This is a genomic window from Microbacterium sp. SCPM-O-B-15248 (M128) (assembly GCF_058214835.1).
The window spans coordinates 106924-133197 of the sequence record NZ_JBYQLI010000011.1; the positions used below are offsets into that span (position 1 = coordinate 106924).

General features: G+C 71.2%; 31 protein-coding genes, 1 tRNA gene and 1 riboswitch. Of the genes, 17 read left to right on the plus strand and 15 right to left on the minus strand.

Annotated features, from left to right (window positions below; translation table 11 throughout):
* Nucleotides 1-263: 263 nt before the first annotated feature.
* From AC3E6M_RS16140 to AC3E6M_RS16165, 6 genes are all read right to left on the minus strand, one after another.
* Nucleotides 264-1055 carry an ABC transporter ATP-binding protein gene (locus AC3E6M_RS16140; protein WP_138173291.1) on the minus strand — a complete coding sequence of 264 codons (792 nt, stop codon included), beginning with the start codon at nucleotides 1053-1055 and terminating at the stop codon, nucleotides 264-266.
* On the minus strand, nucleotides 1052-1870 hold the full coding sequence (locus AC3E6M_RS16145; RefSeq protein ID WP_490530508.1) for an ATP-binding cassette domain-containing protein: 819 nt from the start codon (nucleotides 1868-1870) through the stop codon (nucleotides 1052-1054). The genes AC3E6M_RS16140 and AC3E6M_RS16145 overlap by 4 nt, the downstream gene beginning before the upstream one ends.
* Nucleotides 1867-2736, minus strand: coding sequence for an ABC transporter permease (locus tag AC3E6M_RS16150; RefSeq protein WP_138173287.1), 870 nt, complete (start codon nucleotides 2734-2736; stop codon nucleotides 1867-1869). Before AC3E6M_RS16150 ends, AC3E6M_RS16145 begins: the two co-directional genes overlap by 4 nt.
* Complete coding sequence (locus AC3E6M_RS16155) at nucleotides 2733-3683, minus strand: ABC transporter permease (RefSeq protein ID WP_138173285.1); 951 nt, start codon at nucleotides 3681-3683, stop codon at nucleotides 2733-2735. Before AC3E6M_RS16155 ends, AC3E6M_RS16150 begins: the two co-directional genes overlap by 4 nt.
* A complete protein-coding gene (locus AC3E6M_RS16160; RefSeq protein ID WP_490530509.1) occupies nucleotides 3680-5191 on the minus strand; it encodes an ABC transporter substrate-binding protein in 1512 nt (503 codons plus the stop codon). Before AC3E6M_RS16160 ends, AC3E6M_RS16155 begins: the two co-directional genes overlap by 4 nt.
* Before the next feature lie 136 nt (nucleotides 5192-5327).
* On the minus strand, nucleotides 5328-6245 hold the full coding sequence (locus AC3E6M_RS16165) for an alpha/beta fold hydrolase (RefSeq protein ID WP_490530510.1): 918 nt from the start codon (nucleotides 6243-6245) through the stop codon (nucleotides 5328-5330).
* A gap of 208 nt (nucleotides 6246-6453) precedes the next feature.
* On the opposite strand from AC3E6M_RS16165, the gene AC3E6M_RS16170 reads away from it, so the two are divergent.
* From AC3E6M_RS16170 to AC3E6M_RS16180, 3 genes are all read left to right on the plus strand, one after another.
* Complete coding sequence (locus AC3E6M_RS16170; RefSeq protein ID WP_138173279.1) at nucleotides 6454-6942, plus strand: carboxymuconolactone decarboxylase family protein; 489 nt, start codon at nucleotides 6454-6456, stop codon at nucleotides 6940-6942.
* Entirely contained in the window at nucleotides 6939-7649 is a 711-nt protein-coding gene (locus tag AC3E6M_RS16175) for a tyrosine-protein phosphatase (RefSeq protein WP_138173277.1), read from the plus strand. Before AC3E6M_RS16170 ends, AC3E6M_RS16175 begins: the two co-directional genes overlap by 4 nt.
* A gap of 81 nt (nucleotides 7650-7730) precedes the next feature.
* Nucleotides 7731-8195 carry an SIP domain-containing protein gene (locus tag AC3E6M_RS16180; RefSeq protein WP_138173275.1) on the plus strand — a complete coding sequence of 155 codons (465 nt, stop codon included), beginning with the start codon at nucleotides 7731-7733 and terminating at the stop codon, nucleotides 8193-8195.
* Nucleotides 8196-8344: 149 nt separating this feature from the next.
* On the opposite strand, the gene AC3E6M_RS16185 is transcribed toward AC3E6M_RS16180, so the two are convergent.
* The 4 genes from AC3E6M_RS16185 to AC3E6M_RS16200 all read right to left on the minus strand — a co-directional run bounded on the left by AC3E6M_RS16185 (nucleotide 8345) and on the right by AC3E6M_RS16200 (nucleotide 12554).
* Nucleotides 8345-8800 (minus strand): Fe-S oxidoreductase, encoded by a 456-nt coding sequence (locus AC3E6M_RS16185; protein WP_138173273.1) that lies wholly within the window; start codon nucleotides 8798-8800, stop codon nucleotides 8345-8347.
* A complete protein-coding gene (locus AC3E6M_RS16190; protein WP_490530511.1) occupies nucleotides 8797-9612 on the minus strand; it encodes an arginase family protein in 816 nt (271 codons plus the stop codon). Before AC3E6M_RS16190 ends, AC3E6M_RS16185 begins: the two co-directional genes overlap by 4 nt.
* 59 nt (nucleotides 9613-9671) lie before the next feature.
* Nucleotides 9672-10424 (minus strand): PspA/IM30 family protein, encoded by a 753-nt coding sequence (locus AC3E6M_RS16195; RefSeq protein WP_138173269.1) that lies wholly within the window; start codon nucleotides 10422-10424, stop codon nucleotides 9672-9674.
* Between the two features lie 90 nt (nucleotides 10425-10514).
* Nucleotides 10515-12554, minus strand: coding sequence for a TPM domain-containing protein (locus AC3E6M_RS16200; protein ID WP_490530512.1), 2040 nt, complete (start codon nucleotides 12552-12554; stop codon nucleotides 10515-10517).
* Between the two features lie 124 nt (nucleotides 12555-12678).
* Between AC3E6M_RS16200 and AC3E6M_RS16205 the strand changes: the two genes are divergently transcribed.
* The 5 genes from AC3E6M_RS16205 to AC3E6M_RS16225 all read left to right on the plus strand — a co-directional run bounded on the left by AC3E6M_RS16205 (nucleotide 12679) and on the right by AC3E6M_RS16225 (nucleotide 17089).
* Complete coding sequence (locus AC3E6M_RS16205) at nucleotides 12679-13512, plus strand: DUF3097 domain-containing protein (RefSeq protein WP_490530513.1); 834 nt, start codon at nucleotides 12679-12681, stop codon at nucleotides 13510-13512.
* A gap of 77 nt (nucleotides 13513-13589) precedes the next feature.
* The gene (gene trmB / locus AC3E6M_RS16210) at nucleotides 13590-14309 is read left to right on the plus strand and encodes a tRNA (guanosine(46)-N7)-methyltransferase TrmB (RefSeq protein WP_490530522.1); all 720 of its coding nucleotides are present in this window, start codon (nucleotides 13590-13592) and stop codon (nucleotides 14307-14309) included.
* The gene (locus tag AC3E6M_RS16215) at nucleotides 14306-15178 is read left to right on the plus strand and encodes a CPBP family intramembrane glutamic endopeptidase (RefSeq protein WP_138173263.1); all 873 of its coding nucleotides are present in this window, start codon (nucleotides 14306-14308) and stop codon (nucleotides 15176-15178) included. Before trmB ends, AC3E6M_RS16215 begins: the two co-directional genes overlap by 4 nt.
* Before the next feature lie 58 nt (nucleotides 15179-15236).
* Nucleotides 15237-15301, plus strand: a riboswitch (guanidine-III (ykkC-III) riboswitch).
* Between the two features lie 10 nt (nucleotides 15302-15311).
* Nucleotides 15312-15635, plus strand: a complete 324-nt coding sequence (locus AC3E6M_RS16220; RefSeq protein ID WP_292900793.1) for a DMT family transporter — start codon at nucleotides 15312-15314, stop codon at nucleotides 15633-15635.
* Between the two features lie 128 nt (nucleotides 15636-15763).
* A complete protein-coding gene (locus AC3E6M_RS16225) occupies nucleotides 15764-17089 on the plus strand; it encodes a hypothetical protein (protein ID WP_490530514.1) in 1326 nt (441 codons plus the stop codon).
* Nucleotides 17090-17171: 82 nt separating this feature from the next.
* Here AC3E6M_RS16225 and AC3E6M_RS16230 read toward each other — a convergent pair whose 3' ends face one another.
* On the minus strand, nucleotides 17172-17474 hold the full coding sequence (locus AC3E6M_RS16230) for a hypothetical protein (RefSeq protein ID WP_490530515.1): 303 nt from the start codon (nucleotides 17472-17474) through the stop codon (nucleotides 17172-17174).
* Between the two features lie 228 nt (nucleotides 17475-17702).
* Between AC3E6M_RS16230 and AC3E6M_RS16235 the strand changes: the two genes are divergently transcribed.
* Together AC3E6M_RS16235 and AC3E6M_RS16240 are read left to right on the plus strand one after the other, a co-directional pair.
* Nucleotides 17703-18206, plus strand: a complete 504-nt coding sequence (locus AC3E6M_RS16235; protein ID WP_230007376.1) for an SRPBCC family protein — start codon at nucleotides 17703-17705, stop codon at nucleotides 18204-18206.
* Nucleotides 18203-19678 (plus strand): phytoene desaturase family protein, encoded by a 1476-nt coding sequence (locus AC3E6M_RS16240; RefSeq protein WP_490530516.1) that lies wholly within the window; start codon nucleotides 18203-18205, stop codon nucleotides 19676-19678. The genes AC3E6M_RS16235 and AC3E6M_RS16240 overlap by 4 nt, the downstream gene beginning before the upstream one ends.
* Nucleotides 19679-19722: 44 nt before the next feature.
* Here AC3E6M_RS16240 and AC3E6M_RS16245 read toward each other — a convergent pair whose 3' ends face one another.
* The 3 genes from AC3E6M_RS16245 to AC3E6M_RS16255 form a co-directional block, all read right to left on the minus strand.
* The gene (locus tag AC3E6M_RS16245; protein WP_171024413.1) at nucleotides 19723-19881 is read right to left on the minus strand and encodes a hypothetical protein; all 159 of its coding nucleotides are present in this window, start codon (nucleotides 19879-19881) and stop codon (nucleotides 19723-19725) included.
* Nucleotides 19882-20073: 192 nt separating this feature from the next.
* Nucleotides 20074-20409, minus strand: a complete 336-nt coding sequence (locus AC3E6M_RS16250; RefSeq protein ID WP_394529710.1) for a hypothetical protein — start codon at nucleotides 20407-20409, stop codon at nucleotides 20074-20076.
* Between the two features lies 1 nt (nucleotide 20410).
* On the minus strand, nucleotides 20411-20791 hold the full coding sequence (locus AC3E6M_RS16255; RefSeq protein ID WP_490530517.1) for a DUF7882 family protein: 381 nt from the start codon (nucleotides 20789-20791) through the stop codon (nucleotides 20411-20413).
* Nucleotides 20792-20906: 115 nt separating this feature from the next.
* On the opposite strand from AC3E6M_RS16255, the gene AC3E6M_RS16260 reads away from it, so the two are divergent.
* The 4 genes from AC3E6M_RS16260 (at nucleotide 20907) to AC3E6M_RS16275 (ending at nucleotide 24764) form a co-directional block, all read left to right on the plus strand.
* A complete protein-coding gene (locus tag AC3E6M_RS16260) occupies nucleotides 20907-21458 on the plus strand; it encodes a MarR family winged helix-turn-helix transcriptional regulator (RefSeq protein ID WP_252370893.1) in 552 nt (183 codons plus the stop codon).
* A 38-nt stretch (nucleotides 21459-21496) separates the two neighbouring features.
* A complete protein-coding gene (locus AC3E6M_RS16265) occupies nucleotides 21497-21634 on the plus strand; it encodes a hypothetical protein (RefSeq protein ID WP_171024191.1) in 138 nt (45 codons plus the stop codon).
* Between the two features lie 73 nt (nucleotides 21635-21707).
* Nucleotides 21708-22061 carry a hypothetical protein gene (locus AC3E6M_RS16270; RefSeq protein ID WP_490530518.1) on the plus strand — a complete coding sequence of 118 codons (354 nt, stop codon included), beginning with the start codon at nucleotides 21708-21710 and terminating at the stop codon, nucleotides 22059-22061.
* Nucleotides 22062-22268: 207 nt separating this feature from the next.
* On the plus strand, nucleotides 22269-24764 hold the full coding sequence (locus AC3E6M_RS16275) for a bifunctional lysylphosphatidylglycerol flippase/synthetase MprF (RefSeq protein ID WP_490530519.1): 2496 nt from the start codon (nucleotides 22269-22271) through the stop codon (nucleotides 24762-24764).
* A gap of 10 nt (nucleotides 24765-24774) precedes the next feature.
* Here the strand turns inward: AC3E6M_RS16275 and AC3E6M_RS16280 are convergent, their stop codons facing one another.
* The gene (locus AC3E6M_RS16280; RefSeq protein ID WP_490530520.1) at nucleotides 24775-25083 is read right to left on the minus strand and encodes a DUF5684 domain-containing protein; all 309 of its coding nucleotides are present in this window, start codon (nucleotides 25081-25083) and stop codon (nucleotides 24775-24777) included.
* Between the two features lie 224 nt (nucleotides 25084-25307).
* Here AC3E6M_RS16280 and AC3E6M_RS16285 point away from each other — a divergent pair, with 224 nt between their 5' ends.
* From AC3E6M_RS16285 to AC3E6M_RS16295, 3 genes are all read left to right on the plus strand, one after another.
* On the plus strand, nucleotides 25308-25748 hold the full coding sequence (locus AC3E6M_RS16285; RefSeq protein WP_138173025.1) for a hypothetical protein: 441 nt from the start codon (nucleotides 25308-25310) through the stop codon (nucleotides 25746-25748).
* An 82-nt stretch (nucleotides 25749-25830) separates the two neighbouring features.
* Nucleotides 25831-26004, plus strand: coding sequence for a hypothetical protein (locus AC3E6M_RS16290; protein WP_171024188.1), 174 nt, complete (start codon nucleotides 25831-25833; stop codon nucleotides 26002-26004).
* A gap of 77 nt (nucleotides 26005-26081) precedes the next feature.
* Nucleotides 26082-26157: transfer RNA gene (locus AC3E6M_RS16295), tRNA-Arg, on the plus strand.
* The last annotated feature ends 117 nt before the right edge of the window (nucleotides 26158-26274 follow it).

The window sequence follows — 26274 nt, forward strand, 5'->3', positions numbered from 1 at the left end:
CGTGGCACGCGTTGCATCGAGAACAGGGGATGCCGCGGAAACAGGGTGATCCGGCCGGGATCGGCCTGTTCTCGCCGCGCAGCCTGTTCTGGTCACGGCCTGGGGACCGGCCGCGGCGTCGAGGTTCGGCCGCGGCGTCCGGGTGGGGCCGCGGCGTCCGGAACGCGGCATCCGCGCGCTGAAAACAGGGGATGCCGCGGAAACAGGGTGATCCGGCCGGGATCGGCCTGTTCTCGGTGCGCAGCCTGTTTTCGTGACGGTGCTCAGGCGGGGAGGGTGGGCACCGACGCCAGCAGCCGGCGCGTATATGCGGCTTGCGGCTGCAGCAGGACCTTCTCGGTGGGGCCCTGTTCGACGACCCGGCCGTCCTTCATCACCACGACCTGGTCGCACACGTTCTGCACGACGCCGATGTCGTGCGAGACGAGCACGAGCGTCATGTGTTCCTCCGCCCGCAGCTGTGCGATGAGCCGCAGGATCTGCGCCCGCACCGTCACGTCGAGCGCCGACAGCGGCTCGTCGCCGACGAGGATGCGGGGACGGTGCACGATCGCCCGGGCGAGGGCGATCCGCTGACGCTGCCCGCCCGAGAACTCGTGCGGGAACCGCTCGGCCACGTCGGCGTCGAGACCGACCTGTTCGAGCACCTCGCGCACACGCGCCCGTCGATCGCCCTCGATTCCCAGAGCCCACAGGGGCTCGCCGACGATGCGTCCAACGCTCATGCGCGGGTCCAGCGAGGCGTACGGGTCCTGGAGCACGATGCCCGTGGCCCGTCGCAGCCAGTGCAGCGACCGCGCGGAGCCGCCCGCGTCGACCGCGCGCCCCTCGACCTCGACCGTTCCGGCCGTGGGGGCGTCGAGTCCGAGCAGCAGACGCACGAGGGTGGACTTGCCCGAGCCGGACTCGCCGATGATCCCCACCGCCGACCCGGCGCGCACCGAGACGTCGACGTCGAGCAGTCCCGCGGTGCGTTCGGCACGGCCGAAGCCGCGGGTGCGGGGGGTGAGGTAGGTGCGCGAGAGTCCGCGCGCGTGCAGGATCGTGTCGCTCATCCGCTCTCCCGTTCGCTTTCGGGTCGGCCCCGATCGATCTCCGGATGCCACACGGTCGCGGTCGCATCGCGCAGCAGGGCCTGCGTCACCGGGGACGCCGGAGCGCGCAGCAGGTCGGCGACCGCCCCCTGCTCCACGACCCGGCCGTGCTCCAGGACGACGGCGTGCGTGGCGACCTGCGCGAGCACGGCGAGGTCGTGGGTGATGAAGACGAGCGACATTCCGGCATCCTGGGCCAGGGAGCGCAAGAGCGACAGGATGCCGGCCTGGATCGTCACGTCGAGGGCGGTGGTCGGTTCGTCGGCGATGAGCAGGCGCGGACGGCACGCCAGCGCCATGGCGATGGCCACGCGCTGGCGCTGGCCGCCCGAGAGCTGGTGCGGGTAGCGCGAGACGATCCGCTCGGGTTCGGGCAGTGCCACCCGCGCGGCCTCGATGACGGCCCGCCGCAGGGCCTCCCTCCGCGAGACGCCCTCGTGGATGCGGATCGACTCGCCGATCTGGCGCCCGACGGTGCGGATGGGGTTGAGGGCCGTCCGCGGTTCCTGGAACACGATGCCGATGTCGTCGCCGCGGAGCCGGGCGAGCTCGCGGTCGGGCAGGCCGAGGATCTCGCGGCCGTTCCAGCGGATGCTGCCCGAGACGGTCGCGGCATCCGGGAGCAGACCCAGTACCGCCAGGGCCGTGAGGGACTTGCCCGAGCCCGACTCGCCGATGAGTCCGACCCGCGCGCCGTCGGGCACCGCGAAGCTCACGCCGTCGACGACCGAGCGGCCGCCGATCTCGATGCGCAGTCCCTCGACCTCGAGACTCATGACACCACCACCGGGACGTGCGTGCGGGCCTGCGGGGTGCGTTCGGAGAGCGTCGGGTCGGCGGCATCGCGGAGCGCGTCGCCGAGCAGGTTCAGCCCGAGCACCGTCACCGTGATCGCCAGGCCCGGCCACACCACCGCGAGCGGGTGGACGGAGATGTACGCCTGCAGATCGCTCAGCAGCACGCCCCACGACGGCTGCGTGATCGGGGCGCCGAAGCCGAGGTACGACAGCCCCGCTTCGGCCAGGACGGCCACGGCCATGCCCCACGACAACTGCACGATGAAGACGGGGGCGACGTTGGGGAGCAGGTGGCGCACGAGATTCTGCAGGGGGGTCAGCCCGCTCGCGCGACCGGCCAGGACGAAGTCGCTGTGCAGCACCCGCCGCAGCTCGGGTCGAGTGACGCGGGCGATGTTCACGCCGAAGCCGATCCCGACCGACCAGATGACGACGCCGAGGGAGCCGCCCCACACCGCGGTGATCATCATCGCGATGATGAGTACGGGGAAGGCGACCAGGATGTCGACGAGCACCGCCACGCTCTCGCGCACCCACCGCGCGGTGAGCGCCCCGAGAGCGGCGAGGGCGATCCCGAGCAGCGAAGCGACGACCCCCGCGCCCACCGCGACCACCACGGTCGTGCGTGCGCCCGCCATCAGCAGGCTCAGGATGTCGCGGCCGTTCCCGTCGGTGCCCAGCACGTGCAGCCATGACGGGTCGGCCCAGCGCGCTCGCGCGTCGACGCTCGCGGGATCGAACGGCGTCCACACCAGCGACACGAGCGCCGTGAGAGCGATGGCGACGACGACCAGGATGCCGAAGCGCCCGGTGCCGATGCTCCAGAGCCGGCGCAGCGTCCTCACGAGGCCTCCCTCTGCCGCGGGTCGATGAGGCGGTGCACGAGGTCGACGAGGAAGCCGATGACGAGCACGAACGCCGTGAGAGCGAGCAGTTCGCCCTGCACCTTGGGGAGGTCGCGAGCGGCGACATCGGCGACGAGCATCCGTCCCACACCCGGAAGGGTGAACAACTGCTCGATCACGACCGCGCCCACGATGATTCCGGCGATCTGCAGGCCCAGCACCGTCACCACCGAGAGGCCCACGTTGGGCAGGCCGTGGCGCAGCAGCGCACGCGTGCGGGTCAGGCCTTTGGCGGCGGCGGTGCGGACGTAGTCCTGGCCCATCGCCTGGAGCGTCGCGCTGCGGACGAATCGCAGCAGCATCGCACCCTCGACGACACCGATCGTGACCGCGGGCAGCACGAGCGCGCGGAACGCCGCGGCCGGGTCGCCCCAGCCCGCGCGCGGGAAGCCCTGCGGGGGGAGCCATCCGAGCCACACGGCGAAGACGACCACGAGCATCATTCCCGCCCACACCACCGGGACGGCCGCGAGGGCCTGCGAGCCGACGCTGAGGGCGGTGCCGTCGGGACGCCCGCGACGCACGGCCGACAGCACCCCGAACGGCAGCCCCACGGCGAGGGCGACGGTCATCGAGAGGGCCGCGAGCGGCGCGGTGACCTGCGCCTTGTCGAGCAGCTCGGCGGTCACCGAGGCCCCCGTGACGAGGGATGAGCCCAGGTCGCCGCGGAGGATCCCGGCGATCCAGTCGAGGTACTGCTGCCACAGCGGTTGCGTGAGCCCGAGGCTCTCGCGCAGCGCGTCGACCTGCTCGGACGTGGCTTGAGTGCCCGCGATGAGGAGCGCCACGTCGCCGGGAAGGACCCGCAGCGACAGGAAGATCAGCGCACTGGACACGGCCAGGCCCAGGACGAGCAGGCCCAGCCGTGTCAGCGCGTACCGGATCACTCCGACGAGACCGTCACACCCGCGAGGGGCAGGCGCACGTTGAGGGAGTTCTTCGGGAAGTTCGCCACGTTCGTCGCGACCGCGGTGAGCGGCGTCGAGAGGAACAGCCAGTCGGCGGCATCCTCGTCCGAGACGATCCGGGCGGCCTCGCTCAGCAGGTCCGCCGAGGTCTGCTCGTCGGTCGTCGCCAGTGCCTGGGCGTAGAGGCTCTGCACCTGCGCGTTGTCGTAGCCGAAGTAGTACGACGGGTCGGCCCAGTTGCCGAAGTCGCGCGCCTCGACGTGCCGCACGAAGCTCAGGTCGTAGTCGTGGTTGGTGTAGACGTTCTGCAGCCACGTGCCGAAGTCGACCGACTGCACCTGGAGCGTCACACCGATATCGGCGAACGACGAGACCAGGAACGTCGCGATCGAGGTCGGGTAGACGCTCGGGATCGTGAGGGTGAGGTTCACGTTCTCGGCCCCCGCTTCGGCGAGCAGCTCGCGCGCGCGGTCGGGGTTGTACGAGATGCTGCCCGAGAGGTCTTCGTATCCGGGGTCGAGCGGCGGGATCGGGCCGAAGAGGGTCTGGCCGGCGCCGAGGGTGTCGATGAGCGCCTGGTGGTCGATCGCCAGCCGCAGGGCTTCGCGGACGCGCTGGTCGTTCAGGGGCGCGCGGGCGTTGTTGAAGGCCAGCGTGCCCTTGTCGGTGGTCAGCCCCGACTCGATCTGGAAGTTGCCGGTGCCGTCGAGCTGACCCTGCAGCTCGGGGTCGATCTCGAGGGCGACGTCGACGTCTCCGCTGACGGCCGCGTTGATCGCCGCGCTCTGGTCGGGGATGTAATCGAGCACGACTTCGGCCACGCCCGCCTTGTCGCCCCAGTAGGCGTCGTTGCGGGTGAGGGTCAGGCTCTGTCCGGTGTTCCACGACGACACGGTGAAGGGGCCGGTGCCGTTCGTGGCGGTCGAGAAGTTCGTGGCGTCGTTGTTCTTGAAGATCAGGCCGGCGCGACCGGTGAGGGAGAACAGGAAATCCATGTTCGGTTGCGCGAGGGTGATCACGACCGACGTGGGGTCGGGCGACGCGATCGATGCCACCCCGGCGAGGTCGGCGCTGTTCTGGATCGTCGCATCGTCCTTCGCGGTCTGCAGCGACGAGACGACGTCGTCGGCGGTCAGCGCGCTGCCGTCGTGGAACGTCACGCCCGGGCGCAGCGTGAAGGAGTACGTCAGTCCGTCGGGGGAGACGGTCCACTCGGTCGCCAGGGCGGGGACGATCGCGTTGTCGTCGTCGCCGTTGCGCGTCACCAGCCCCTGGTAGACGTTGTCGACGAGGGCCTGCTCCAGGGCGGCACCGCTGGTGCGGCGGATGTCGAGGTTGGACGGCTCCAGCGACAGGCGCACGGTGAGCGTGGCGTTCGGATCGGGTGCCCCCGTCGCGGCAGGCGGGGTCGACGTGCCGGTGCACGCGGTGAACAGGAGGGCTCCGATCAGGAGCGCGCTCGTGGCAAGGGCGGGGCGGCGCAGCATTGCGGGATCATCCTTTCGCAGGCCGACGGCATCCGGGTGTGCTGTGGTGCCGTGGTGTGGGGTGAGGACAGCCTACTTTCACCCGTTCGAGGCCGCCGCCGTGTGTGACACTGCGGGACGGGCCGTCTCGAGGTCCTCACTCCCGTTCGAGCAGCTCCCGCACCGACGCGGCGAGGCCGGCCGGGTCCTCCTCCTGCACGTTGTGCCCGGTCGGCACGACACGCACCTCGGCATCCGGTGCCCGGCGCACGAGCTCGTCCGCGTCGGTTGCCGTGACGAAACCGTGATCTCCGTGGATGAGGGTGAGCGGCGCGCGCACGCCGGCGAGGTCGTCCCAGCCCGTGGACGCCAGCACCGCGCGCACGGCATCCGGAGTCGTCGTGTCGGTGTCCGAAGCCGCCGCGGCGGCGGCGAGGTGGGCGAAGTGGTGCTTCCACTCCACGCGGCCGTCCGGGCGCACGCGGGTGTTGAGGAAGACTCCGCGTTCGGCGGCCTCGCGCGCCCCGCCCAGTCCGAACGCCAGTGCCTTCTCGACGAGCTCGTCGCGCGACGCCCAGTCGGTGGGCCCGGCGAAGAACGCCCGCAGCTGCGCCGGGCCGGCGCTCGGGTCGATGCCGGGGGTGATGTCCACGATCACGAGCCGCGCGACGAGGTCAGGACGGGATGCCGCGAGCGCGGCCGCCGTGAGCCCGCCCAGCGAGTGGCCCACGACGACCTGCGGCCGGTCGGTCCACGCGTCCAGAGCCGCCGCGATATCGGGGGCGAGAACGCGCGCGACGTAGGCGGCATCCTCGCGCCACGACGAATCGCCGTGTCCGGCGAGATCGAGAGCGAGCGCCGGGACGCCCAGGTGCAGCAGCGTGGTGTCCCACGTGTGGGCGTTCAGCCCGGCACCGTGCAGGAACGTCGCCCGCGGGGGAGCCTCGCCCCACCGCAACCCGCTCAGCGTGCGCCCGTCCGAGAGCGTCAACTCGACGCGCGCGACGGTCGGGAGCGCGGTGCCGGCGCCGGCGGCCTGCGCGGGGAGGAAGGAGAACTCGTCGGTCTCGGGCATGTTGCCAGCCTGTCACCGCGCCGCCGCGGTCGCCAGCTCGCTCGATGCCCGGCGACACGTGGCACCAGAACAGGCGGTGTGCCCAGGACAGGCCCATTCGCGCGGCTTCGCCCTGTTCCGGGTGCATCGCCTGTTCTCGATACGGATGCCGTGGGGAGAGCGCGTCGGCCCCGGCGCGGTGTCCGAGGTGCGCCGTAGGCTGTGGGCCATGGGCGAGGAACGGCGCGTGCATCTGTCGAAGAAGGCTCCCGAGGCGTACGCCGCGCTGCGAGCCTTCTCCCAGACCGTCGGGGGCATCGCCGCCGCCGCGGGAATCGATGCGCGGCTGCGCGAGATCGTGCAGATCCACGCGTCGCAGTTGAACGGGTGCGCCTACTGCGTCCGTGTGCACGTGGATGCCGCGGTCCGGGCGGGCCTCGACGCCGATGTCATCGCGCAGATCGCGACCTGGCGTGAGTCGGGGGTCTTCGACGAGCGCGAGCGCGCCGCCCTCGAACTCGCCGAGTCCTTCACGTTCATCCATGACGAGGGCATCCCCGACGCGGTGTACGACCGGGCGGGCGGCATCCTCAGTGAAGACGAATACGTCGCCCTGAGCTGGGTGCTCGTGTCGATCAACGCCTTCAACCGCGTCGCGATCGCGGGCCGCTACCCGGTGCCGCCCCGCGCCCCGCACGACCACGGGGGTGCGGCGTGAGCACGCTCGTCTCGGGCGCGACGAACTTCCGCGACGTCGGGGGACTGCCGGCGGGCTCGGGGCGCACGCGCTCGGGCGTGCTCTTCCGTTCCGGCAACCTGCGGCACGTCGACGACGAGGGCCTCGAGACCCTCCGCGCGCTGGGACTCCGGCGCATCGTCGACCTCCGCGACGACGACGAAGTGCGCCACGCGCCGAGCCGTCTCACGGGACTCGACGTCGACGTGCGCCGCCTGCCGCTGTTCCTCGGGTCGGTCGAGTCGTTCTTCGAACGCGACATCAGCCTCGGTGAGCTGTACGACGAGTTGATCTCCGACTCGCCCGCGCGGATCGTCGCCGCGGTGCGCGCGATCGCGGGAGCGCAACCCGTGCTCGTCCACTGCACCGTCGGCAAGGACCGCACCGGCGTCACCGTCGCGATCGCGCTCGCCGCGGCCGGTGTGGACCGCGACGCCGTGGTCGCGGACTACGCACGCACCGAGTCCCTGCTCCCCGCCGAACGCAATCGCCTGATCGTGTCCGGCATCCGCGCTTTGCACCCCGAGAACCGGCACGCCGAAGAACTGGCGACCCGCTCTCCCGCGCCGGTCATGCGCGCGCTCCTGGAACGCCTGGATGCCGAGCACGGCTCGCCCGCCGGATTCCTCCGGGCCCACGGGGTGACTGACGACGAACTCGCCGGCCTGCGGGACGCTCTCGTGGAGTGACGCGACCGGTTCCGCGGCCACCGCCTCAGGGCGGCAACACAGGTTAGGCAACCCTTCATCGCGGGTATAGTGGATGCCATCATGTCCGTCTCTGCCGAGCACAACGACGCCGCCTGCCGATCCTCGCGCCACACCCGTGTGCAGCACCTCATCACGGCCGACGAGAACTCTCTCGCCGAGATGGAGGCGCTGCTGTCGACGCTGCCGATCTGCTCGACCGGCCGCATCTTCGTCGAGGTGCCCGACGAGACCTGGATCGCCGCGATCGCGGCACCCGCGCGCATGACGGTCACGTGGCTCGACCGCTCGCGTCGTGGCGGCGCCCCCGGCACCGGCCGCGGCTGCGCGCCCGGTCAGGCCCTCACCCGCGCGGTCGCCGGCTGGGCCGGCGAGATGCTGTGCTGCGACGACGACGCGACCCGCATCTTCTTGCTCGGGGCCTACCTCGGGACGGTGGAGATCGTCGACGAGCTCACTTCTCGGCACGGCGTCGACGCGGGCAGCATTCACACGCCCGCGCGCTTCGGTCTCGCGACCGCTCGCTGACGCCGCTCCTCCGCCCGGGACCGCGCGTCGCGGCCGCGGGCTCAGGCTCCGCCGGGCGCGTCGCGGCCGCGGGCTCACGCTCCCCGTCACGGTCGCGCGGCTCATGCTCCGTGCGGCACGTCGTGGTCGCGCGTCACGCTCCGCTCGGCTCAGGCTCCGCGCGGCACGTAGTTGCCCTCGACGAGTCCCGCCTCGATCTCGAAGCGGTTGCGCAGCGGGTCACGGCCCGCGAAGAGGTACAGCACCGGCATGAGGATGCCGTAGTGGCGCCACTGGCGGGCGTGCACGGCCTCGTGCCCGAGGACCGCGTCGCTGGGCGGGACGTCCCCGGTGAGGAAGCAGTCCCCCACGCATACCCCGCCGCGCGGGAACGCCCAGGCGGGGAGTCCCCGGAAGACCCAGAGTCCGTTCCGCCGCTCGATGCGGCCGGTGCTCCACAGCGAGCCCCACACCCAGCCCACCGTGCGCCCGTAGAGGAAGCCGAGTCGGCTGAGGCGTGAGTCGAGCAGTGGAGGGGGGATCAGACGGTCGAGACGCCGGCCCCGCGCGACCGCGCGATCGGCTCGCTCACGCCAGCCCGCGGGCGGGCGGGGAATCGGGCTCATGCCAGCGCCCCGACCAGGCGCAGGATCGTGCCGAGGTCGTCGACAGCGGCCGCCGGTGAGGCGGGCGAGAACTCCGTGATCGTCGCTCCCGCGAGGGGGAGGCGCTCGCGCAGCCTGCGGATCGAGGCCACCACGTCGGCCGCGCGGGCCCCGAAGGGCTCGGGAAGGGCGACGCCGCTGATCTCGGCGGGGTCGAGGACATCGAGGTCGAGGTGGACGAACACTCGCGACGCGCCGGTGGCCACGACCGCGTCGGCGAGGACGTCGGGATCGGCCAGCCCGGATGCCGGGACCATACGGATGCCGTGCTCGTCGATGTAGCCCTGCTCGTCGTCGTCCAGGGCGCGGGTGCCCGCGAGCACGATGCGCGAGGGCGGGATGCCGGGGCGGAGGCGCAGGGGGTCGACCCCGTCGCCCAGGATGGCGCGCAGCACCATGCCGTGGAACGCTCCGCTGGGCGAGGACTCAGGGGTGTGGAGATCGGCGTGCGCATCGATCCAGACGATTGCGAGATCGTCGCCGGCGGTGGCCGAGACCGCCCCGAGGGCGACGCCGCAGTCTCCGCCGATCGTCACCGTGTGCTCGCCGCGGACCGCCACGACGGTGTCGTGGATGCGCTCGCGCATGCGGGCGAGGGCACTGGCGCGGAGCACCTTCGTCCCCTGGGCGTCGCCGGCCTCGGCCGGCGTCTCGATCGCGACGGTCGCGGCGCGGGGGAGGTCGCCGGCGATCGCCTCGGCCCCGTCGATCAGCTGCATCGCACGCGAGGACGACGAACCTTGCCACTGCGGGGCGATGACGAAACGCGTCATGGGGTGCCTGTCGGAGAAGGGGAGCGCACCGCCGCGAGGACGGTGCGCTCCCGCGACGATCAGAGGTCGGGGCTCGGTGCGTCGATGGCGGCGCGCTGGGGGCCGCCCGTCTTCAGCGCGGCCAGACGCGCCTCGACCTCGGTGAGCTCCCCGACGTCTTCGAGGGCGTTGAACTGCGCGTCGATGCTCGACGCGGCCAGCTCCTGCTTGCCCGCGGCGAGGGCCTCTTCGCGGCGGATCTTGTCCTCGAACCGGCCGAGCTCGCTCGTGGGGTCGAGCACGTCGATCGACTTGACGGCGTCGTGGACCTTGTTCTGGGCCTCGGCGACCTTGGCGCGCGCCAGCAGCTCGCTGCGCTTGGACCGCAGCTGCTCGAGCTTGGTCTTCATGCCGTTGAGGCCGTCCTTGAGCTTGTCGACGACCTCGGTCTGCGAAGCGATCGTCGGCTCGGCGGCCTTGGCCTCGCTCTCGGCGGTGATCTGCCGCTGCAGAGCGATCTTGGCGAGGTTGTCGAACTTGTCGGCCTCGCCCGCGTTGCCGGCGGCACGCAGCTCGTCGCCCTTGCGGCTGGCGGCGAGGGCCTTGTTGCCCCATTCGGCGGCGGCCTGGACGTCTTCCTGGTGATCGCGCTCGAGCAGGCGCAGGTTGCCGATGGTCTCGGCGATCGCCGATTCCGCATCGGCGATGGAGTTGGAGTAGTCGCGGACGAGCTGGTCGAGCATCTTCTGCGGGTCCTCGGCCTGGTCGAGGAGCGAGTTGATGTTCGCGCGGACGAGGGTCGAGATGCGACCGAAGATGGACTGCTTGGCCATGCGGGATTTCCTTCCTGAGGCGACGGTGTCGAGTCTGGTGGGGGATGCTACGAGTTTTCTGTGACGGCCCTCATGGCCGCGTGAGGGCGATCAGAAGCGGCCCCCTCCGCGGCGGGCGCGGGACCCGCCCGACGAGGATCCTCCGGAACGTCCGCGGGATCCGCCGGAACCGAAACCGCCCGACCGGGATCGGCCGCCGCCTCCGCCCATCATTCCGCCCAGGCCGCCGCCGCCGAAGCCCCCGCGGGAGCGGGATCCGCCGCCGAGGAGCGCGTTGACGGCGATCCCGCCGAGGATCGCGCCCATCATGTCGCCGCCGGCCCCACCCGCTCGGGTCCTCTCGAACGCTCCGACATCGTTCTGCGCGAGCGAGGCGGCCTCACCGGCGAGACTCGCGGCGCGCTGCGCGGACGACAGCGCCGCGACGGGATCGGCGGTGCGCAGCTGCTCGGCCTGAACGAGGGCGGCGCCGGCCTCGGCCAACCGGGTGCGGGCGGTCGGTCCGATCGCTCCCCGTCGGGCGGAGATGAAGCTCTCGGTCGCCGAGACCTGGGCGCGCGCTTGCACCAGCACGGTGTCGAGTTGCGACTCCGCGCGGCGCCGCCGTGCGATCTCGTCGCGCGCGGCGTTCAGCACCGTGTCGATCGCGGCATTGCCCTGCTCGAGCGCCGCGAGGGCGCGCACCGGCGACGGCCGCGGCGGAGCCAGGGCGGCGCGCCCGGCGTCGAGCTGAGCGCGCGCGGTCGCCACCGCGCCCGCTACCTGACCGTCCGGGTCGGGCAGCGCCGCCGCCGCGGCGATGTCGCCTTCGATCTCGGCGACGAGGTCGGTCGCGCGACGCTCGGCGGTCGCCAGGTCGGCAGACAGTGACGCGATGGCGTCCTCGAGGCTCTCGGCCTGGGCGACGGCGGATTCTCCCGTGCGGATCGCGACCGCCGCCTCGCCGGTCGTGCTCGCGGCGATCGCGGTCTCGGCCGTCGCGAACTGATGCGCGGCCAGATCCAGGCGGGCCCGGGCCTGTGCCGGGTTGTCGGCGACGGTGGCCAGGGCATCGTCGGCGTAGCGTTCGCTCAACGACCGCAGCTCGATCGCCGCGGAGTCGAGCGCCGCCGTGACCGTCGCGTGACGTTCGCGTGCACGGGTGAGTGCGGCGGGGGCGTCGGATTCGAGGGCCCGCAGCTCCTCGAACGCGGCGGCCTTGGCATCCAGGCCCGCGTCGGCCGCCGCGCACAGCCGCAGGATCTCGGCGTACCCCGCGCGGCGTTGGTCGTCGGTCTCGGGGATGTCGTCGTCGAGCTGCTGCGAGATCGTGAAGGCGCGATCGAGGTCGGCCTTGGCCTGGGAGAGCACGTCGGTGTACGGCGCGGCGGCCGCGTCGCCGAACTGGGCGCGGGCGAAGCCGAGCTCTTGTTCGCTCGTCTTGATCGCGTCGTCGGTGGCCACGAGGGCGGATCCGGCGCGACGGGCGAGATCGCCGATGCTCTCGCGCGCGGACGCGCCGGCGCCCGCCGGGGTGCCCCGTCGACGGCGCAGCCACAGCCACAGCAGACCGCCGCCCAGGGCGAGGACGAGGAACACCACCAGCGCGATGAGGGCGACGTCGGGGCCGCTCCCGGCGGGCGTGGGAGCAGCGGGCTCGGCACCGCGAGCCGCGCTCGTGATCCCCGTCGCTGCGGCGTCGGCCGCACCGGCGTAATCGCCCGCCGCCAGCGCGGGCTGTACGCGGTCCTGCTCGATGGTGGCCAGCTGCGACGCCGACAGCGTGCCGTCGTCGACGTCGCCCGAGAGATAGAAGGCGCGCCCATCGACCGAGACGGCGAGGAGGTACTGATGCGGGCCGAGATTGTTGCGGTTGGCGGTCTCGTTGGCCCAGTCCTCGGCGGCCGCGGGCTGCGTGAACTCGTCGACGTAGACGACCCACATGTCGAGACCCGTCTGCTCGGCCAATCGGATCAGACGCGACTGCACCTCGGCCTCTTGCGCGTTCGTGAGCACGTCGGCCTGATCGAGGACGTAGCTCGATCCGAGCGGCGGCGGCTCGACCGCGGAGGCCACGGCGGGCAGACCGAGGACGGACGCCGTCGCGATCACCAGACCCGCCATGATCGCGGCCGTCTTCGGCTTTCGCATGCATTCCCCTTCGGCGCTGAGGAACCCACTCTATAAAGCCCCTCCGACACCCGGGAAGGATCGGCGCGTCCGCTCCGGGCGTACGCGCCCGCCGCATAGGCTCGGGCGTTCGGAGGTACCCCCCATGGACGATCGTTACGGCACCGATGTGCTCGCCCGCGGCTGGCGCGACGCCGGTCGGAAGAAAGCGGCTCAGGTCGCGGCATCCGTCGATCTGGTCGTCGAGGTCGCCGGTGACGGATTCTGCGGAGCAGTCACCCGCCTGGAGGGGATGAACGTCGAGTTGGAGGACCGCCGCGGCTTGCGTCGGCTCTTCCCGCTCGGCGGCGGGTTCCTCGTCGACGGCGAGCCGGCCGTGCTCGTCGCGCCCACCGCCGCCCCGAAGGGCCGCACCCGGACCGCCTCCGGATCCTTCGCGGCATCGGATCAGCGCGCGCGCACCGCTCGGGCCAGCCGAATCTTCGTCGAGGGCAAGCACGACGCCGAACTCGTCGAGAAGGTCTGGGGTGCGGACCTGCGCGCCGAGGGCGTCGTGGTGGAGTTCCTCGAGGGCGTCGATCTGTTGGAGCAGGCGCTGGATGCCGAGCCCCCGACCGCCGAGCGCCGCTACGGCGTGCTCGTGGACCACCTCGTGCCGAACTCGAAGGAGTCGCGCATCGCGGAGAAGATCGCGCGCGGCCGTCACGGTGCGCACGTGCGGATCGTCGGTCACCCCTTCGTCGACGTGTGGCAGTGCGTCACGCCGCGCGCGCTCGGCATCGCCGCGTGGCCGGAGGTACCCCGCGGCATCGAGTGGAAGGCGGGCGTGTGCCGTGCGCTCGGGTGGCCCGCCGAGGAGCAGGCCGACCTCGCCCGCGCCTGGCAGCACATCCTGTCGCGCGTGACCACGTTCCGCGATCTCGAACCGGCCCTCCTCGGCCGTGTCGAAGAGCTCATCGACTTCGTGACCATCCCGTGAGCGGCCGCAAGTCCCGCGAGCAGTCGCGCGACCCGCACGACGACGGTGCGCCGCAGGCGTCGCCTACCCTGGATGCCATGGAGACCCCCGTCTACCGCGACCGTCCGGTGTCGTTCGTCCGCCGCAGCGGTCGCATGTCGGAGGCGCAGGATCGGGCGTGGGCCGAGCTCTCGCCGTTCTACCTGCTGTCGGTGGAGCGGGATGCCGCGGCCACGAGCGTCCGACCGGGATCGGCGATCGATCCGGTCGAGGTCTGGGGGCGCCGCGCGCCGCTGATCGTGGAGATCGGCTCCGGTCAGGGGCACCAGATCGTCTCGGCCGCGGCCGCGCGGCCCGATGCCGACTTCCTCGCGGTCGAGGTCTTCGCCGCCGGCCTGGCGCGCACGATGCTCGACGCCGAGCGCGAGGGGCTGCGCAATCTCCGCCTCGTCGAGGCCAACGCCCCCGAGGTCCTGGAGCATATGCTCCCCGTGGCATCCGTCGACGAGTTGTGGGTGTTCTTCCCCGATCCGTGGCACAAGAACAAGCACACGAAGCGTCGCCTCGTCGCTCCCGAGTTCGCCCGGATCGCGGCGCAGGCGCTGCGGCCCGGTGGCACTCTGCGGCTCGCGACCGACTGGCAGGACTACGCCGATCAGATGCGCGCCGTGCTCGACGAGGCCGTGGAGTTCGAGCGGGGCTTCCCGGGCGAGTGGGCCGAGCGGTTCGATGGTCGGGTCCTCACCGCGTTCGAGCGCAAGGGGCTGCGCGTCGGGCGCGACATCCGCGATCTGACCTACACGCGCCGCACGCCATGACCTCGCACGCCGTCGAGCCCGAGCACGCCCGCCGCACCTGGACGGCGAAGCTCGTGCCGGCGGTGGTGGTGTGTCTCGCGGCCCCGGTGCTGTTCGTCGTCCAGATCGTGTGGCTCGGCTGGATCGTGCTGGCTCTCGCCGTGGCATCCGCGGTCGTCGTCGACCGACGCGCGGGTGTTCCGATCCGGCCCGGACAGCGGTCCGATCCGGTCCCGAGCATCGCCCGTGACGTGTTCCTCATCGCGCTCGGGCAGTTCGTCGTGAGTCTCATTCCCCTCAAGGCCGAGCTCGACGATGCGGCCTTCGTGCGGTTCACGCTCGCCCTCGGCGGCGCCGTCCTCCTTCCCTACGTCCTGTCCCGGTTCGTCTTCCACGACCGGGCGATCCGCTTCCCCTGGCGCGGCGGCGGACGCTGGGCGTGGTGGCAGTGGGCGTGGCTCGCCGGAGTGATCGTGCTCGGCTGGCTGATCCTGCCGTTCTACTTCGTCACGTCCGGCGTGTACATGAACTGGCCGGTGGTGGACACCCCGGAGCTGATCGCACGCCTGTTCGTCGGCGTCGGGGCCGTCGGCATCTGGGACGAGCTGTTCTTCGTGTGCACGGTGTTCGCCCTGCTCCGTCGGCACTTCCCGGACGTCAGCGCCAACGTGCTCCAGGCGATCGTGTTCGTATCCTTCCTGTGGGAGCTGGGCTACCAAGCGTGGGGTCCGGTGCTGACCATCCCCTTCGCGCTCGTGCAGGGGTTCCTCTTCCTGCGCACGCGGTCGCTGTGGTACGTCGTGACGGTGCACTTGCTCTTCGACGCGGTCGTGTTCGGCGTGCTCGTGCACGCCCACAATCCGGATGCCGTGTCGATCTTCCTGATCTGAGCCGCTTCTGCCCGGGTCGGCGTGCACGGGTGGTGCCCAGGAGCGTTTGCTACCGTCGGATCCGGCGCACACCGCGTCACCGGACGAGGGATCAGTACCCGGACTGCGACAAGACTGGCCAAGGAGCTCTGTCATGTCGTGGATCGTTCTCGTCGTCTCCGGTGTCCTCGAAGCCGTGTGGGCCACGGCGCTCGGCCGCTCGGAGGGATTCACCAAGCTCGGCCCGAGCATCGTCTTCGGCGTCGCGCTGGTGGCGAGCATGGGCGGGCTGGCGTGGGCCATGCGGGAGATCCCGACCGGGACGGCGTACGCCGTGTGGGTGGGGATCGGCGCGGCGCTGACCGTGGGGTGGGCGATGGTGGGGGGAGCTGAGCCCGTCTCGGTGGTGAAGATCCTGCTGATCCTCGGGCTCGTGGGGTGCGTGGTGGGCCTGAAGGTCGTGAGTGACGCTCACTGATCAGGCATTTCCTGAAAGTCAACCGGGAGGAACGTACGTGTTGATCCGGTACGATCTGCCCCACATGCACTTGTCCGGGCCGGACACCGTCGTCAGCAGCCCACTTCTCCCCACGTGAAAGGTTCCGAGTGAGCGCACCGCCGAGCGAGCTGGTCCCCACCGTACGACCGGCCCCCACCGACGACCGCCTCGCCCCGCTGCGGGAGCGCGGTCGCCGGCTGCTCGACTCGCGCCCTGGGCGCGCACTCCAGCAATATGGGCGCGACGTCCTGCGCAAGCCTCAGGGCGTCGAGCCGATCGAGCGCGGCGCGTTCGTCCGCGTGCTGCTCCTGTGGGCCATCGCCCGCGCGGTGAACTTCGGACTCCTCTGGGGGTTCTACTCCATCGCGAAGGCGTCGCGCTGGGGCTTCGGGCCCGACAGCGAGCGTCTGGGCACGTTCTGGGACTTCCTCACCGGGTGGGATGCCGACCGCTACGGCCAGATCGCCGCGCAGGGGTATCCCATGTCGCTGCCGATGAACGTCTCCGGCGACATCCTGCCCAACAACTGGGCGTTCCTGCCGGTCTTCCCGTTCCTCGTGCGCACGCTCTCCGGCGCCACGGGCCTGGGGTGGCAGCCCGCCGCCGTGCTGATCAGCCTGGCGGCCGGTCTCGGGGCCACGTGGGTGATGTTCCTGCTCCTGCGTACCGTCACGAAGCCCCGCGCCGCCTGGTGGGCCGTGGTGTTCTTCTCGTTCGCGCCGATGTCCTTCCTGTTCGTGCTCGGGTACAGCGAGGGCCTGTTCATGCTCCTGCTGTTCAGTGGCATGCTGCTGGCCATCAAGAGGAAGTACCTCTCGATCCTTCCGATCGCGCTCGTCGCCGCCTACACGCGCCCCGGCATCCTCGCGCTCGGCCTCGCTCTCGGCATCATCTTCCTCGTGCGCTTCTTCCGCCGTCGGGTCGACCCGTTCCCGGTGCGCGAGTGGGCCTCGCTGATGGCGACCGGTCTGACCATCGCGGTGGCCGGTCTGTCCTGGAACCACATCGCGCAGTACATCACCGGCACCCACAACGCCTACATCCGCACCGAGCTCGGATGGTGGCTCGACTACGTCGGCAACGGCGAGTTCACGCCGTTCACGCCGTGGTTCCGTCAGGCGGGCACCCACCTCGGCGTCGTGGGCATCGTGCTGGTCATCGCCCTCATCGTGGCCTTCGCGGCTCTCCTGTGGTCGCGACCGGTCCGCCGCCTGGGTCTCATGGTGGTCGCGTACGCATTCAGCTACGGCGTCTACATCTTCGCGGTCTTCCTGCCGCAGCAGAGCACGTTCCGTCTGCTGATGCCGATGGCACCGCTCATGGCCGACGACCGCTGGTCGTCTACTCCTCGACGGCGGGCGGCGATCCTGGCCGGATGCCTCGCCCTGCAGGTCGTGGCGATCCTCCTCCTGTGGACCCGCGGCAATCCCTGATCGCGGCGGCGCGAGCCGTTGTCCCGAACGATGAGGGGGCGAGCACCGACGGTGCTCGCCCCCTCATCGTTCGCTCGGAGGATCAGTCGGGCTGCCCGCCGGGGTCGACGGCGTCGATCACGTCCTCTTCGACCGCGTTATCGGCATCCGGCTCGGCGGTCCCGGCCGACGCGTCGCCGCCGGTGACTCCCGACGGATCGGGGGCGGGCTCCGGCGGCAGGGGCACGGTCGGCTCGGTCGGCACGGGCACGGCGGGCTCTGCGGGGTTCGGAGCGGACGGCTCGGCGGGAATGCCGGGGAAGTCCGGGGCACCGGGCAGGCCGGGGGCTCCGGGCGTGTTCGGGGTGGTCGGCGGATCGATGGGCGAGGGGGCCGAGGAGATCATGCATCCACCCTGCTCCGTTCGCGCCGGGTCGGGGAGGGCCTACCGATCGTCGGCGACAGGGTGTATCCCCGGGAGGCGATGTTCGCCGAGAAGCTCGCTAACCGTCGCCGGGCGCCCGCGCAACCATCGTGACCTCTCGGCCCGCGGCCCCGTAGCGTGGTCGGTATCCGGTCGGGAGTCCGGGCTCCGGCCGCTCTCTCGGACCGGGGACGAGGAGGAGTTCCCCCGATGGCTCGTAACGTGCGACTGCTGCAGTGCTCACCCGACGATGTCTTCCGCGTCCTGGCCAACGGATGGCTGTATCCGCTGTGGGTGGTGGGTGCCTCGCGCATGCGCGACGTCTCCGAGGCGTGGCCGGCCGAGGGGGCGGAGCTTCATCACTCGTTCGGCTCTTGGCCCGCGCTCGTGAACGACACGACCGTGATGCGCGTGTGGGAGCCTCCGTACCGCGCGGTCCTCGAGCCGCACGGGGGTCCCATCGGCGTCGCGCGGGTCTCGATCGACGTCAAGGCGCGCGGTGAGGTGTGCGTCGTGCGTCTGCAGGAAGAGCCGGTGACGGGGCCGACGAAGCTGTTGCCCGACGTGGTGTTCGACGCGATCACCCGGTGGCGCAATGCCGAGACGCTCCACCGGCTGGCATACCTGGCCGAGGGTGGGGCTCCCGGAACCACCGGGGGCGCCGCGGCGATCGGCCGGGCCTCGACGGCGGAGCAGGAGCCGGTGCAGCGATGAGCGAGAGCTATGACGCCATCGTCGTGGGGTCGGGCCCGAACGGTCTGGCCGCCGCGGTGACCCTGGCGCGGTCCGGGCTGTCGGTCGCCTTGTACGAGCGTCAGACGACGCTCGGCGGCGCGGCATCCACCGGCGAGTTGACTCTCCCCGGATTCCGTCACGATCTGGGGTCGGCGGTGCATCCGCTCGCCCTGGAGTCGTGGTTCTTCCGCGAGTTCGGGCTGGAACGGCGCATCCCCTTCATCGTCCCCGAGGTCTCGTTCGCCCACCCGCTGGACGGCGCCCGCGCCGGCCTGGCCTTCCGCGACCTGGACCGCGCGGCCGAGGCGATCGGCCGTGACGGAGCGGCGTACACGCGACTCATGTCACCGCTCGTGTCGCATCTGCGGGGGGTCGCCGACTTCACCGGCAACGCGCTGCTGCGGGTACCCGGTGACCCTCTCGCGGCGGTGTTCTTCGGTCTCCGGGCCCTCGAGCAGGGTGGCCCCTGGTGGAACGCACGATTCCGTGAGGACACGGCTCCGGCGATGATCACGGGCGTCTCGGCGCACTCGATCCTGGCGCAGCCGAGCCTGGCGGCCGGCGGCGCGGGACTGGTCCTGGCCACCTATGCGCACGGTCGCGGCTGGCCGATCCCCGTCGGGGGCAGCCAGTCGATCACCGATGCGATGGTCGCCGATCTGCGCGCGCACGGGGGTGTCGTGCACACGGGTGTCGACGTCGCCGACGTGCGGCAGCTGCCCCCCGCGCGTGCCGTCCTGCTGGACGTCACTCCGCGGGCCCTCGTCCGGCTGGTGGGTGACCGGATGCCGTGGGCGTACCGCCGTGCGATGGAGCGCTTCCGCTACGGCGGTGGGGTGGCCAAGATCGATTTCGCTCTGTCCGCCCCGGTGCCCTGGGCCGATCCCGATGTCGCCCGGACGGGGACGGTTCACATCGGCGGGACGCGCGCCGAGATCGCCGCGGCCGAGAATGCGGTGGTCCGCGGGGAGCTGCCGGACGCGCCGTACGTGCTGGCCTCGCAGCCGTCGCTGTTCGATCCGACCCGTGCGCCCGCGGGACGTCACGTGCTGTGGGCGTACACGCACGTCCCGGCGGGGAGCGCCGTCGACCGCGAAGCGGCCGTCGTCGCGCAGATCGAGCGCTTCGCTCCCGGGTTCCGCGACACGATCCTGGCTTCGTCGTCCCGTACGGCGGTCGACATCGCCGGGTGGAACCCCAACTTCCCAGGCGGAGACATCTCGGCGGGCGCACCGTCGCTGCCACAGCTGGTCGGTCGGCCCGTGTACAGCCCCGACCCGTGGCGGACACCGGTGCGGGGCGTGTACCTGTGTTCGTCGTCGACCAGCCCCGGCCCGGGTGTCCACGGGCTCGCCGGATGGCAGGCAGCGCTCAGCGCGCTGCGTCACGAGTTCGGGACCCGGTTGCGCCCCGACCTCGCTCCGCGGGACGATCAGCTCGCGCCCGGGTAGGGGGGCCGTGGCCCGCTGCCGGATCCGTCCGACAGCGGGGCGACTCAGTCGATCGGGCCGGCGGGGGACGCGTCGGTGTCGGCGGACTCGTCGGCGTCGTGCTGCGCCGCGGCACCCTCTTCGGGTGACTCCGAGCCGGCGCCGTTGCTGTCGGCGTCGGGGGCGTCGTCGTCCGGGCGGTCGGATGCGGTGTGGTCGGTCATGAGACTCCCGTCCTCGTGCGCCGGGGGATCGGCGACTCCGCTGACGCTGGCACATCCCGCCACCGGTGTCCAGGGCCTGGCGCGCCCGTACGGATCAGAGGGGGAGGATCCCGTAGCGCGCGGCGAACTCGGCGCGCCCGGCATCCTCGAGATCGTCCGCTTCGTCGCGGAGGTCGAGCGCTGCAGCGGGGCTCACAGGAAAGGCGCGAGAGCGCCGGCGGTGAGGGCGAACGCCATCGCCGCGCTCCCGGCCGCGGTCGCGAGAATCACGACGGCGCGCTCGGTGCGGCGCCGTTGGGCGGTGTTGACGGGATCGGTGGTGGAGCGCAGGGACGACTTCGCGGTCTCGAGCTCGTCGTAGCGTCCGATCGGCACGCCGTGCGCGTCGCGGGCGACGAAGCCGCCGGCCACGCGATCGACGCAGCCGAAGTACTCTCCGCCGCGGTGCGCGACCCAGAACCCGGAGTCGACCTTGGCCCACATCACCCGTGCGTGGGCGAGGGCGGGGGCCACGGTGGGGGCGGACATCTCAAGCCGCCGTTCGCATCGCGACGCGTCGAGCGGGGGCAGCGGGCCGGGCGGTCGAGGGCCGGGCGGCGGGATCGGCCGAGGGGATCTCGGCGTCGAGAGCGACGACCAGGCCCGCCGAGGAGTTGGCCATGTCCGCCATGTCCTTGAGGATCTGGGCGTTCAGCTGCTCGGGCTCGGCGCTGTCGAAGACGAACCGCAGGGGAATCGCGGGCTGCAGCCAGAGGGTGGAACGACCGGGGGAGCCGTCGACGTGGGTCCAGCTGAGGGTGAAGCTCTCGCTACGGCGGAGCTTTGTCGCCGTGACGACCTTCAGATGCGAGAGGAGGCGGTCCGGAATACGGATGGGGTCGGTCGAAGTGCCGTAGTAGAGGGATCCCATGATGAGCTCCTTTCCGTGGGTTAGCTACGGGAAGAACATACTCGGTTAGTAACTAGTTTGTCGAACTATTTGTTCCGTTGTATGATTTCCAGATCGACAACGAGGGGCGTACGCCATGACGGACATGCGTGCGGTGTCCCAGAGCCTCCCTCCCGGAGATCGCGACTCGGACACCTACTGGTACGGCGAAGAACCCGGTGATCGGCGAGCGCGCAGCAAGGCGGTGCTCGAAGCTCTGCGCGTCTACCGCGCGGCAGAGTTGGCGATGCGGCGACGTACGCGCGATTCCATGTCGATGGGCGAGAACGAACTGCTCGTCCTGCGTTACCTGCTGCGCGGGTCCGACGCGAAGGTCCGCCCCGGCGAGCTGACGCGGTACCTGGGGCTGTCGACCGCGTCGACCACGGCGATCCTGGACCGTCTCGAGCGGTCCGGTCACATCACCCGCATCGCCAACCCGGACGACCGGCGCAGTATCTTCATCCAGGCCACCGATCGCGCGCATGCCGAGGTGCGTCAGACCCTCGGCAACATGCACGATCGCATGCTGGCCGCCGTGATCGACATGTCCGCCGAGGAGTCCGCGGTCGTCGTGGACTTCCTGCACCGCATGAGCGATGCGGTCGATGGCGTCGCGGTCGACGCCGGATCCCCGCCGTCACCGTGATCTACGTGCTCGTCGGCGGCCCGCGGGACGGACAGCACGTGGACGACCTTCCGCGGGGGTATCGCCTCAGCATCGACGACTCGCCTCCCGAGCGATTCGCCGAATTCGACACCGCGCGTGCGGTGTGGTTCGAGCTGGATGCCGCGATGTTCCGTTCCGCTCAGCGACGCGACTGACGACGCGTATCCCACTGGTCGGATCGACGCAACCCGCCCCCGGTGCGGAAGGGGGCTCGTCACGCTGGATCGCATGAGATGTGTGACGTACGCCGGCGAGACCGTGATCACGACGAACGATGTCGCCGCTTCCCTGGTGGAACTGACTGCCGCCGTGGCGAAGGAGGGGCAGGCCGAGGCCGTCAGCATCCCCATCGTCACCGACGACAACACGGTGGCGCAGGCCGAACTGGTGATCGGGATGGGCAACGACGTGCTGTCGGCGCCGCTGGACTGGGAGGGTGAGGAGCCCGACTTCTCTTCCGCCTCCGACGACCTGCGCAACCACCGGCTCTTCCCCCGGCCCGCCCTGCGCCTCGTCGAGTCCGACAGCGGCCCCGACGAGGCTCCCGTGGACTGGGACTTCGACCACCCCACCCAGGCCTGACCGCCGGGGCGTCCGTCGGGGCCCCGCCGATCAGCGGGGACGGATACACCGCGGGGTGGATGACACCCGTACGCGGGTGCGGAGACGATGGATCGTCAGCTCGCGCCTCGCGCGGGGTGACGTTCACCCGATCGGAGCCCCATGTCGCCGACCGCCGTTGTCTCGCCCTCGCCCGTGCGGGATGCCCCACCGACGCTTACGGTCTCGGTGCCTCCCGCCTCCGCAGGGCCGTGGCGGATCCTCGGTCGGTTCCTCCCGCCGAGCGCCACCCTCGCACTCGCCGGGGTGATCGCCGTCGTCAGCATCCTCCAGGTGCGCCGGAGCGTCTCCCTCGGTGACGGCCCGTTCGACGTGCGCGAGATCGCGCGGAGTCTCTTCACGGTCGATGACCCCGCACTGCTGCCGGTCGTTCTCATCGCGGTCCTGGTGGTCGGTGGGTTCGCGGAGCGCGCGATGGGACCGCGTCGGCTCATGGTCGCGTTTTTCGGCGGCGGGCTGGCGACATCGGTCGTCGGGTTGGCGGTCGGAGTCGTCGAACGCGCATTCCTGGCGGGCCTCCCGCTGAACGACGAGCCGTTCACAGGGGCGCCGCCGGTCGCCGCGCTCCTGGTGGTGACGATGACCGCGAGCTGCTTCCTCGGCGCCCTGTGGCGACGACGCGTACGCTGGGCGAGCACCTTCCTGGCCGTGACGCTGTTCCTGTACTCGGCTTCCGCCAACGACCTGTTCGCGCTCATCGCGCTGCCCGTCGGACTCGGTCTCGGCACGTTCCTCGGCGGCCGGCGGGCGACGCTGCGCGTGCACCGCAGTTCCCACCACGAGACGCGTGTCCTCCTGGCCGCACTGTCGGCTGTCACCGCCGTGGGGCCGGTCGTGGCGACACTGTGGGGGAGCGGCTCGGGGCTGCTCTCGATCTACGGTTGGCTCTCGTGGGATCCGCTCACCGTCGTGGACGGGCGCGTGTGCGTCCCCGGGTCCGCCGTCGTCGCCTGCCCGGCGGGCGGGTGGTCGACCGGTGAGCTCCAGCCCCACGCGGGGTGGATCGCCGTCCTGCCGCTGGCGGTGCTCCTCGTGGCCTCGTGGGGCATCCTGCGCGGACGCCGCGGTGCCCTGGGCATCGCGATCGCCATCAACCTGCTCGTCTTCGCGGGTATGGCCTACGTCTTCGCCGTCACCGAGCCCGACACCATCGCCGCGCTGGCCGTTGCGCGCGATGCGGACGACGCCTCATACGGGTGGCAGACCCTCGTGGGTGCGGCGATGGGGGCGTTGGTTCCCTTGGCGGTGGCGATCACGCTGTTCGTCTTCCGGAGCGCCGCTCGGATCGGGTCGGCGGGTGGGGCCCGTGCGCTCTTCCTCGGCACCGTGGGTCTCGCGGCGTTCGGAGCCTCGGCGACGGCGTTCGTGGGGACCATCGCGCTCTCGAACCACTTCGCGCCCGTGCCGGGGCCGTCGGCGGTGGTGCAGGGACTCGCCCTGCGCCTGCTCCCGCCATCGCTGCTGCCGGCCGAGTCGGTGGTGTATGTGCCCGAGACGGGGTGGGCGCAAGCGGCGTGGTACGTGCCGTCGGCGGTCTTCTGGATGGTGTGTGTGATCGCCTCGATCCGCTTCGTCCTGAGCCCCGGGTCGGTGGAGCGTTCAGGGGACCGCACCCGCGCCCGCGCCGTGCTGGCACGGGGTGGCGGGGGCTCCCTGTCCTTCATGACCACGTGGCCGGGGAACACGTACTGGTTCGCCCCGCACGCTGACGCGGCCATCGCCTACCGCGTGCGCGGGCGCGTCGCCGTCACCCTCGGCGGGGCGTTCGGGCGCGACCGTGCTCGCCCCGACGTCGCTCGGGCCTTCGTCGATTTCTGCGGCGAACGCGGCTGGACGCCGGCGTTCTACAGCGTCGACGATGCCGAGAGCGCGTCCCTCGAGCCGCTCGGCTGGAGCAGGACGCAGGTCGCCGAAGAGGCCCGACTGGATGCGCTGACGTGGACGCCCGCGGGGAAGAAGCGCCAGGACGTGCGCACCGCGACCAACCGCGCGGAACGCGAGGGGCTGCGCGCGGAGTGGACCTCGTGGGCGGAGCTGTCGTTCCGCGACCGCGCGCAGATCCGCGAGATCTCCGAGGCCTGGGTCGCCGACAAGACGATCCCCGAGATGGAGTTCACCCTCGGGGGCGTCGATCAGATGGCGGACCCGGACGTGCGCATGATGATCGCGCGAGACGCACGCGGCCACGTGGTCGCCGTGACCAGTTGGATCCCGGTGTACGCGGCATCCGGTATCCGGGGGTATGCGCTGGATGTCATGCGTCGCCGCCACGACGCGATGAACGGCGTGATGGAATTCGTCATCGGGGCCGTCGTCGAGCGGCTGCGGGCCGAGGGATGCCGCGTCCTGAGCCTTTCCGGTTCGCCCCTGGCCTTCCACCACGAGGACCCCGATGCCGATCTCGACGGGGTCGAGCGCTTCCTGCGGCAGTTGAGCGCTCTGCTGGAACCGGCATACGGCTTTCGATCCCTGGCGAACTTCAAGAAGAAGTTCCAGCCCGAGTTCACCCCGATGTGGATGATCTACCCCGACCCCGCCCATCTGCCGGCCGTCGGCCTCGCCCTCCTGCGGTGCTACGCGCCGGGTCTCACGGTCGCGCGCGCGGCGCGGATCGCGGCGGGCCTGCGCGCGACCGCGAGAGAGAAAGCCTCGGCGGTGGCGTGAGGCTGCAGGGTCAGATGCGCTCGACGCGGTACTTGTCGTCGCTGAAGCCGACGATGAGGTATCCGATGATCCAGAAGACCACCAGCAGAACGAACGAGAAGAACCACCCGTGGCCGAACGCACGGCCGAGTCGGATCGAGACGATGATGTGGAAGATGATGTTGACGATCGGGATGAGATAGAGCAGCGTCATCCAGCCCGAGTACCCGGCGACCTTGACGACGTAGATCGCGTTGACGATGGGGATGATCGCGAGCCACCCGGGGTAGCCCGCCTTCGTGAAGACGCGCCAGAGCGCGATCACCATGAGCACGTACACGGCGACGGCGATCAGCGAGTTGGTCCCGCTCAGCGCGAAGATCGAGGTCTGGTCGAAGATGTTGTGGGCGAGGACGTCAGCATGCCGCTCATCGTAGAGGGTGCGCTCAGCCGACGCTCAGGGTTCTCGCCGCGACGGCGCATCTCGGCGGGATGCCGGGCCCTGGAGTCGTGGGACGGCTACGCTCGCGGGATGACGTGCACGCTCGATCGCCCGGGGCCCCGATGACCCCCGACCGGAAGTTCGAGTGGGGCGGCCTGAGCGCGGGGCGCGCCGACTTCGTCACCGCCACCGAGGCGCTGGCGACGCTCGACGCGCTCGTTCCCGAATACGACGATCTGTCGCCGGCGACGGGGCTGGACGACGGCGAAGCGTTCGTGCGTCTGTCGGCGGGGGAGCGCTGGGCGGTCGTCTCGACCCCGGGGACCCGGTGGTTCTCGGTGCGGGTGGATTCCGGTCACCGCGCCCGCCTCGACGACACGACCTCGACGCGTGCCGAGGCCGAGATGCTGCTGCAGACCTACGTCGCGGTGGGCGCGGCCTACGTCCGGGGGAGTTCCACCGACTCGGGTGATCGCGTCACCGTCCCCGCCGACGGGCGCTTCGTCGACCTCACCCTGCCGTTGCGTGCGCGCTTGCGCGCGTGGGCGGGGCGCCGTCGCTGAACCACTTCGCGCGCCGGGTCAACCCTCCGCGTCCCCGCGACCGGGTTTGCGAAGCTGGTCCTCCGCGAGGAAGGGATGATCCATGAGCGATCCTCAGAACACCGCACCGGCCGACGACTCCGAAGACCTCGGCGACGACCAGACGGTCGCCCCGAGCCAGACGAACGACGTCGACGAGCAGTCGAAGGCGCCCTCCGGCGACGACCCGGACGCCGATCACGAGGCCACGGGCATCGGAGTCATCGGCGACGAGTGATCGTCGCGTGAGATGCCCGCGCCGGCACCCCGCCGGGTCGGGCGCGGGGCCGGCGCGGTGCTAACCTTGACCGGTCCGCCTCCGTAGCTCAGGGGATAGAGCGTTGGTTTCCGGTACCAAAGGTCGCAGGTTCGATTCCTGTCGGGGGCACCAGCGGTTGTAAGCGGAAGGGTCTTGAACTCATACGCGCAACTCCCGAGAACGAAGAATGCCGCCTCGAGTGAGGCGGCATTCTTCGTTTCTGAGGGGTGTTGGCGGGTTGGGGTTATT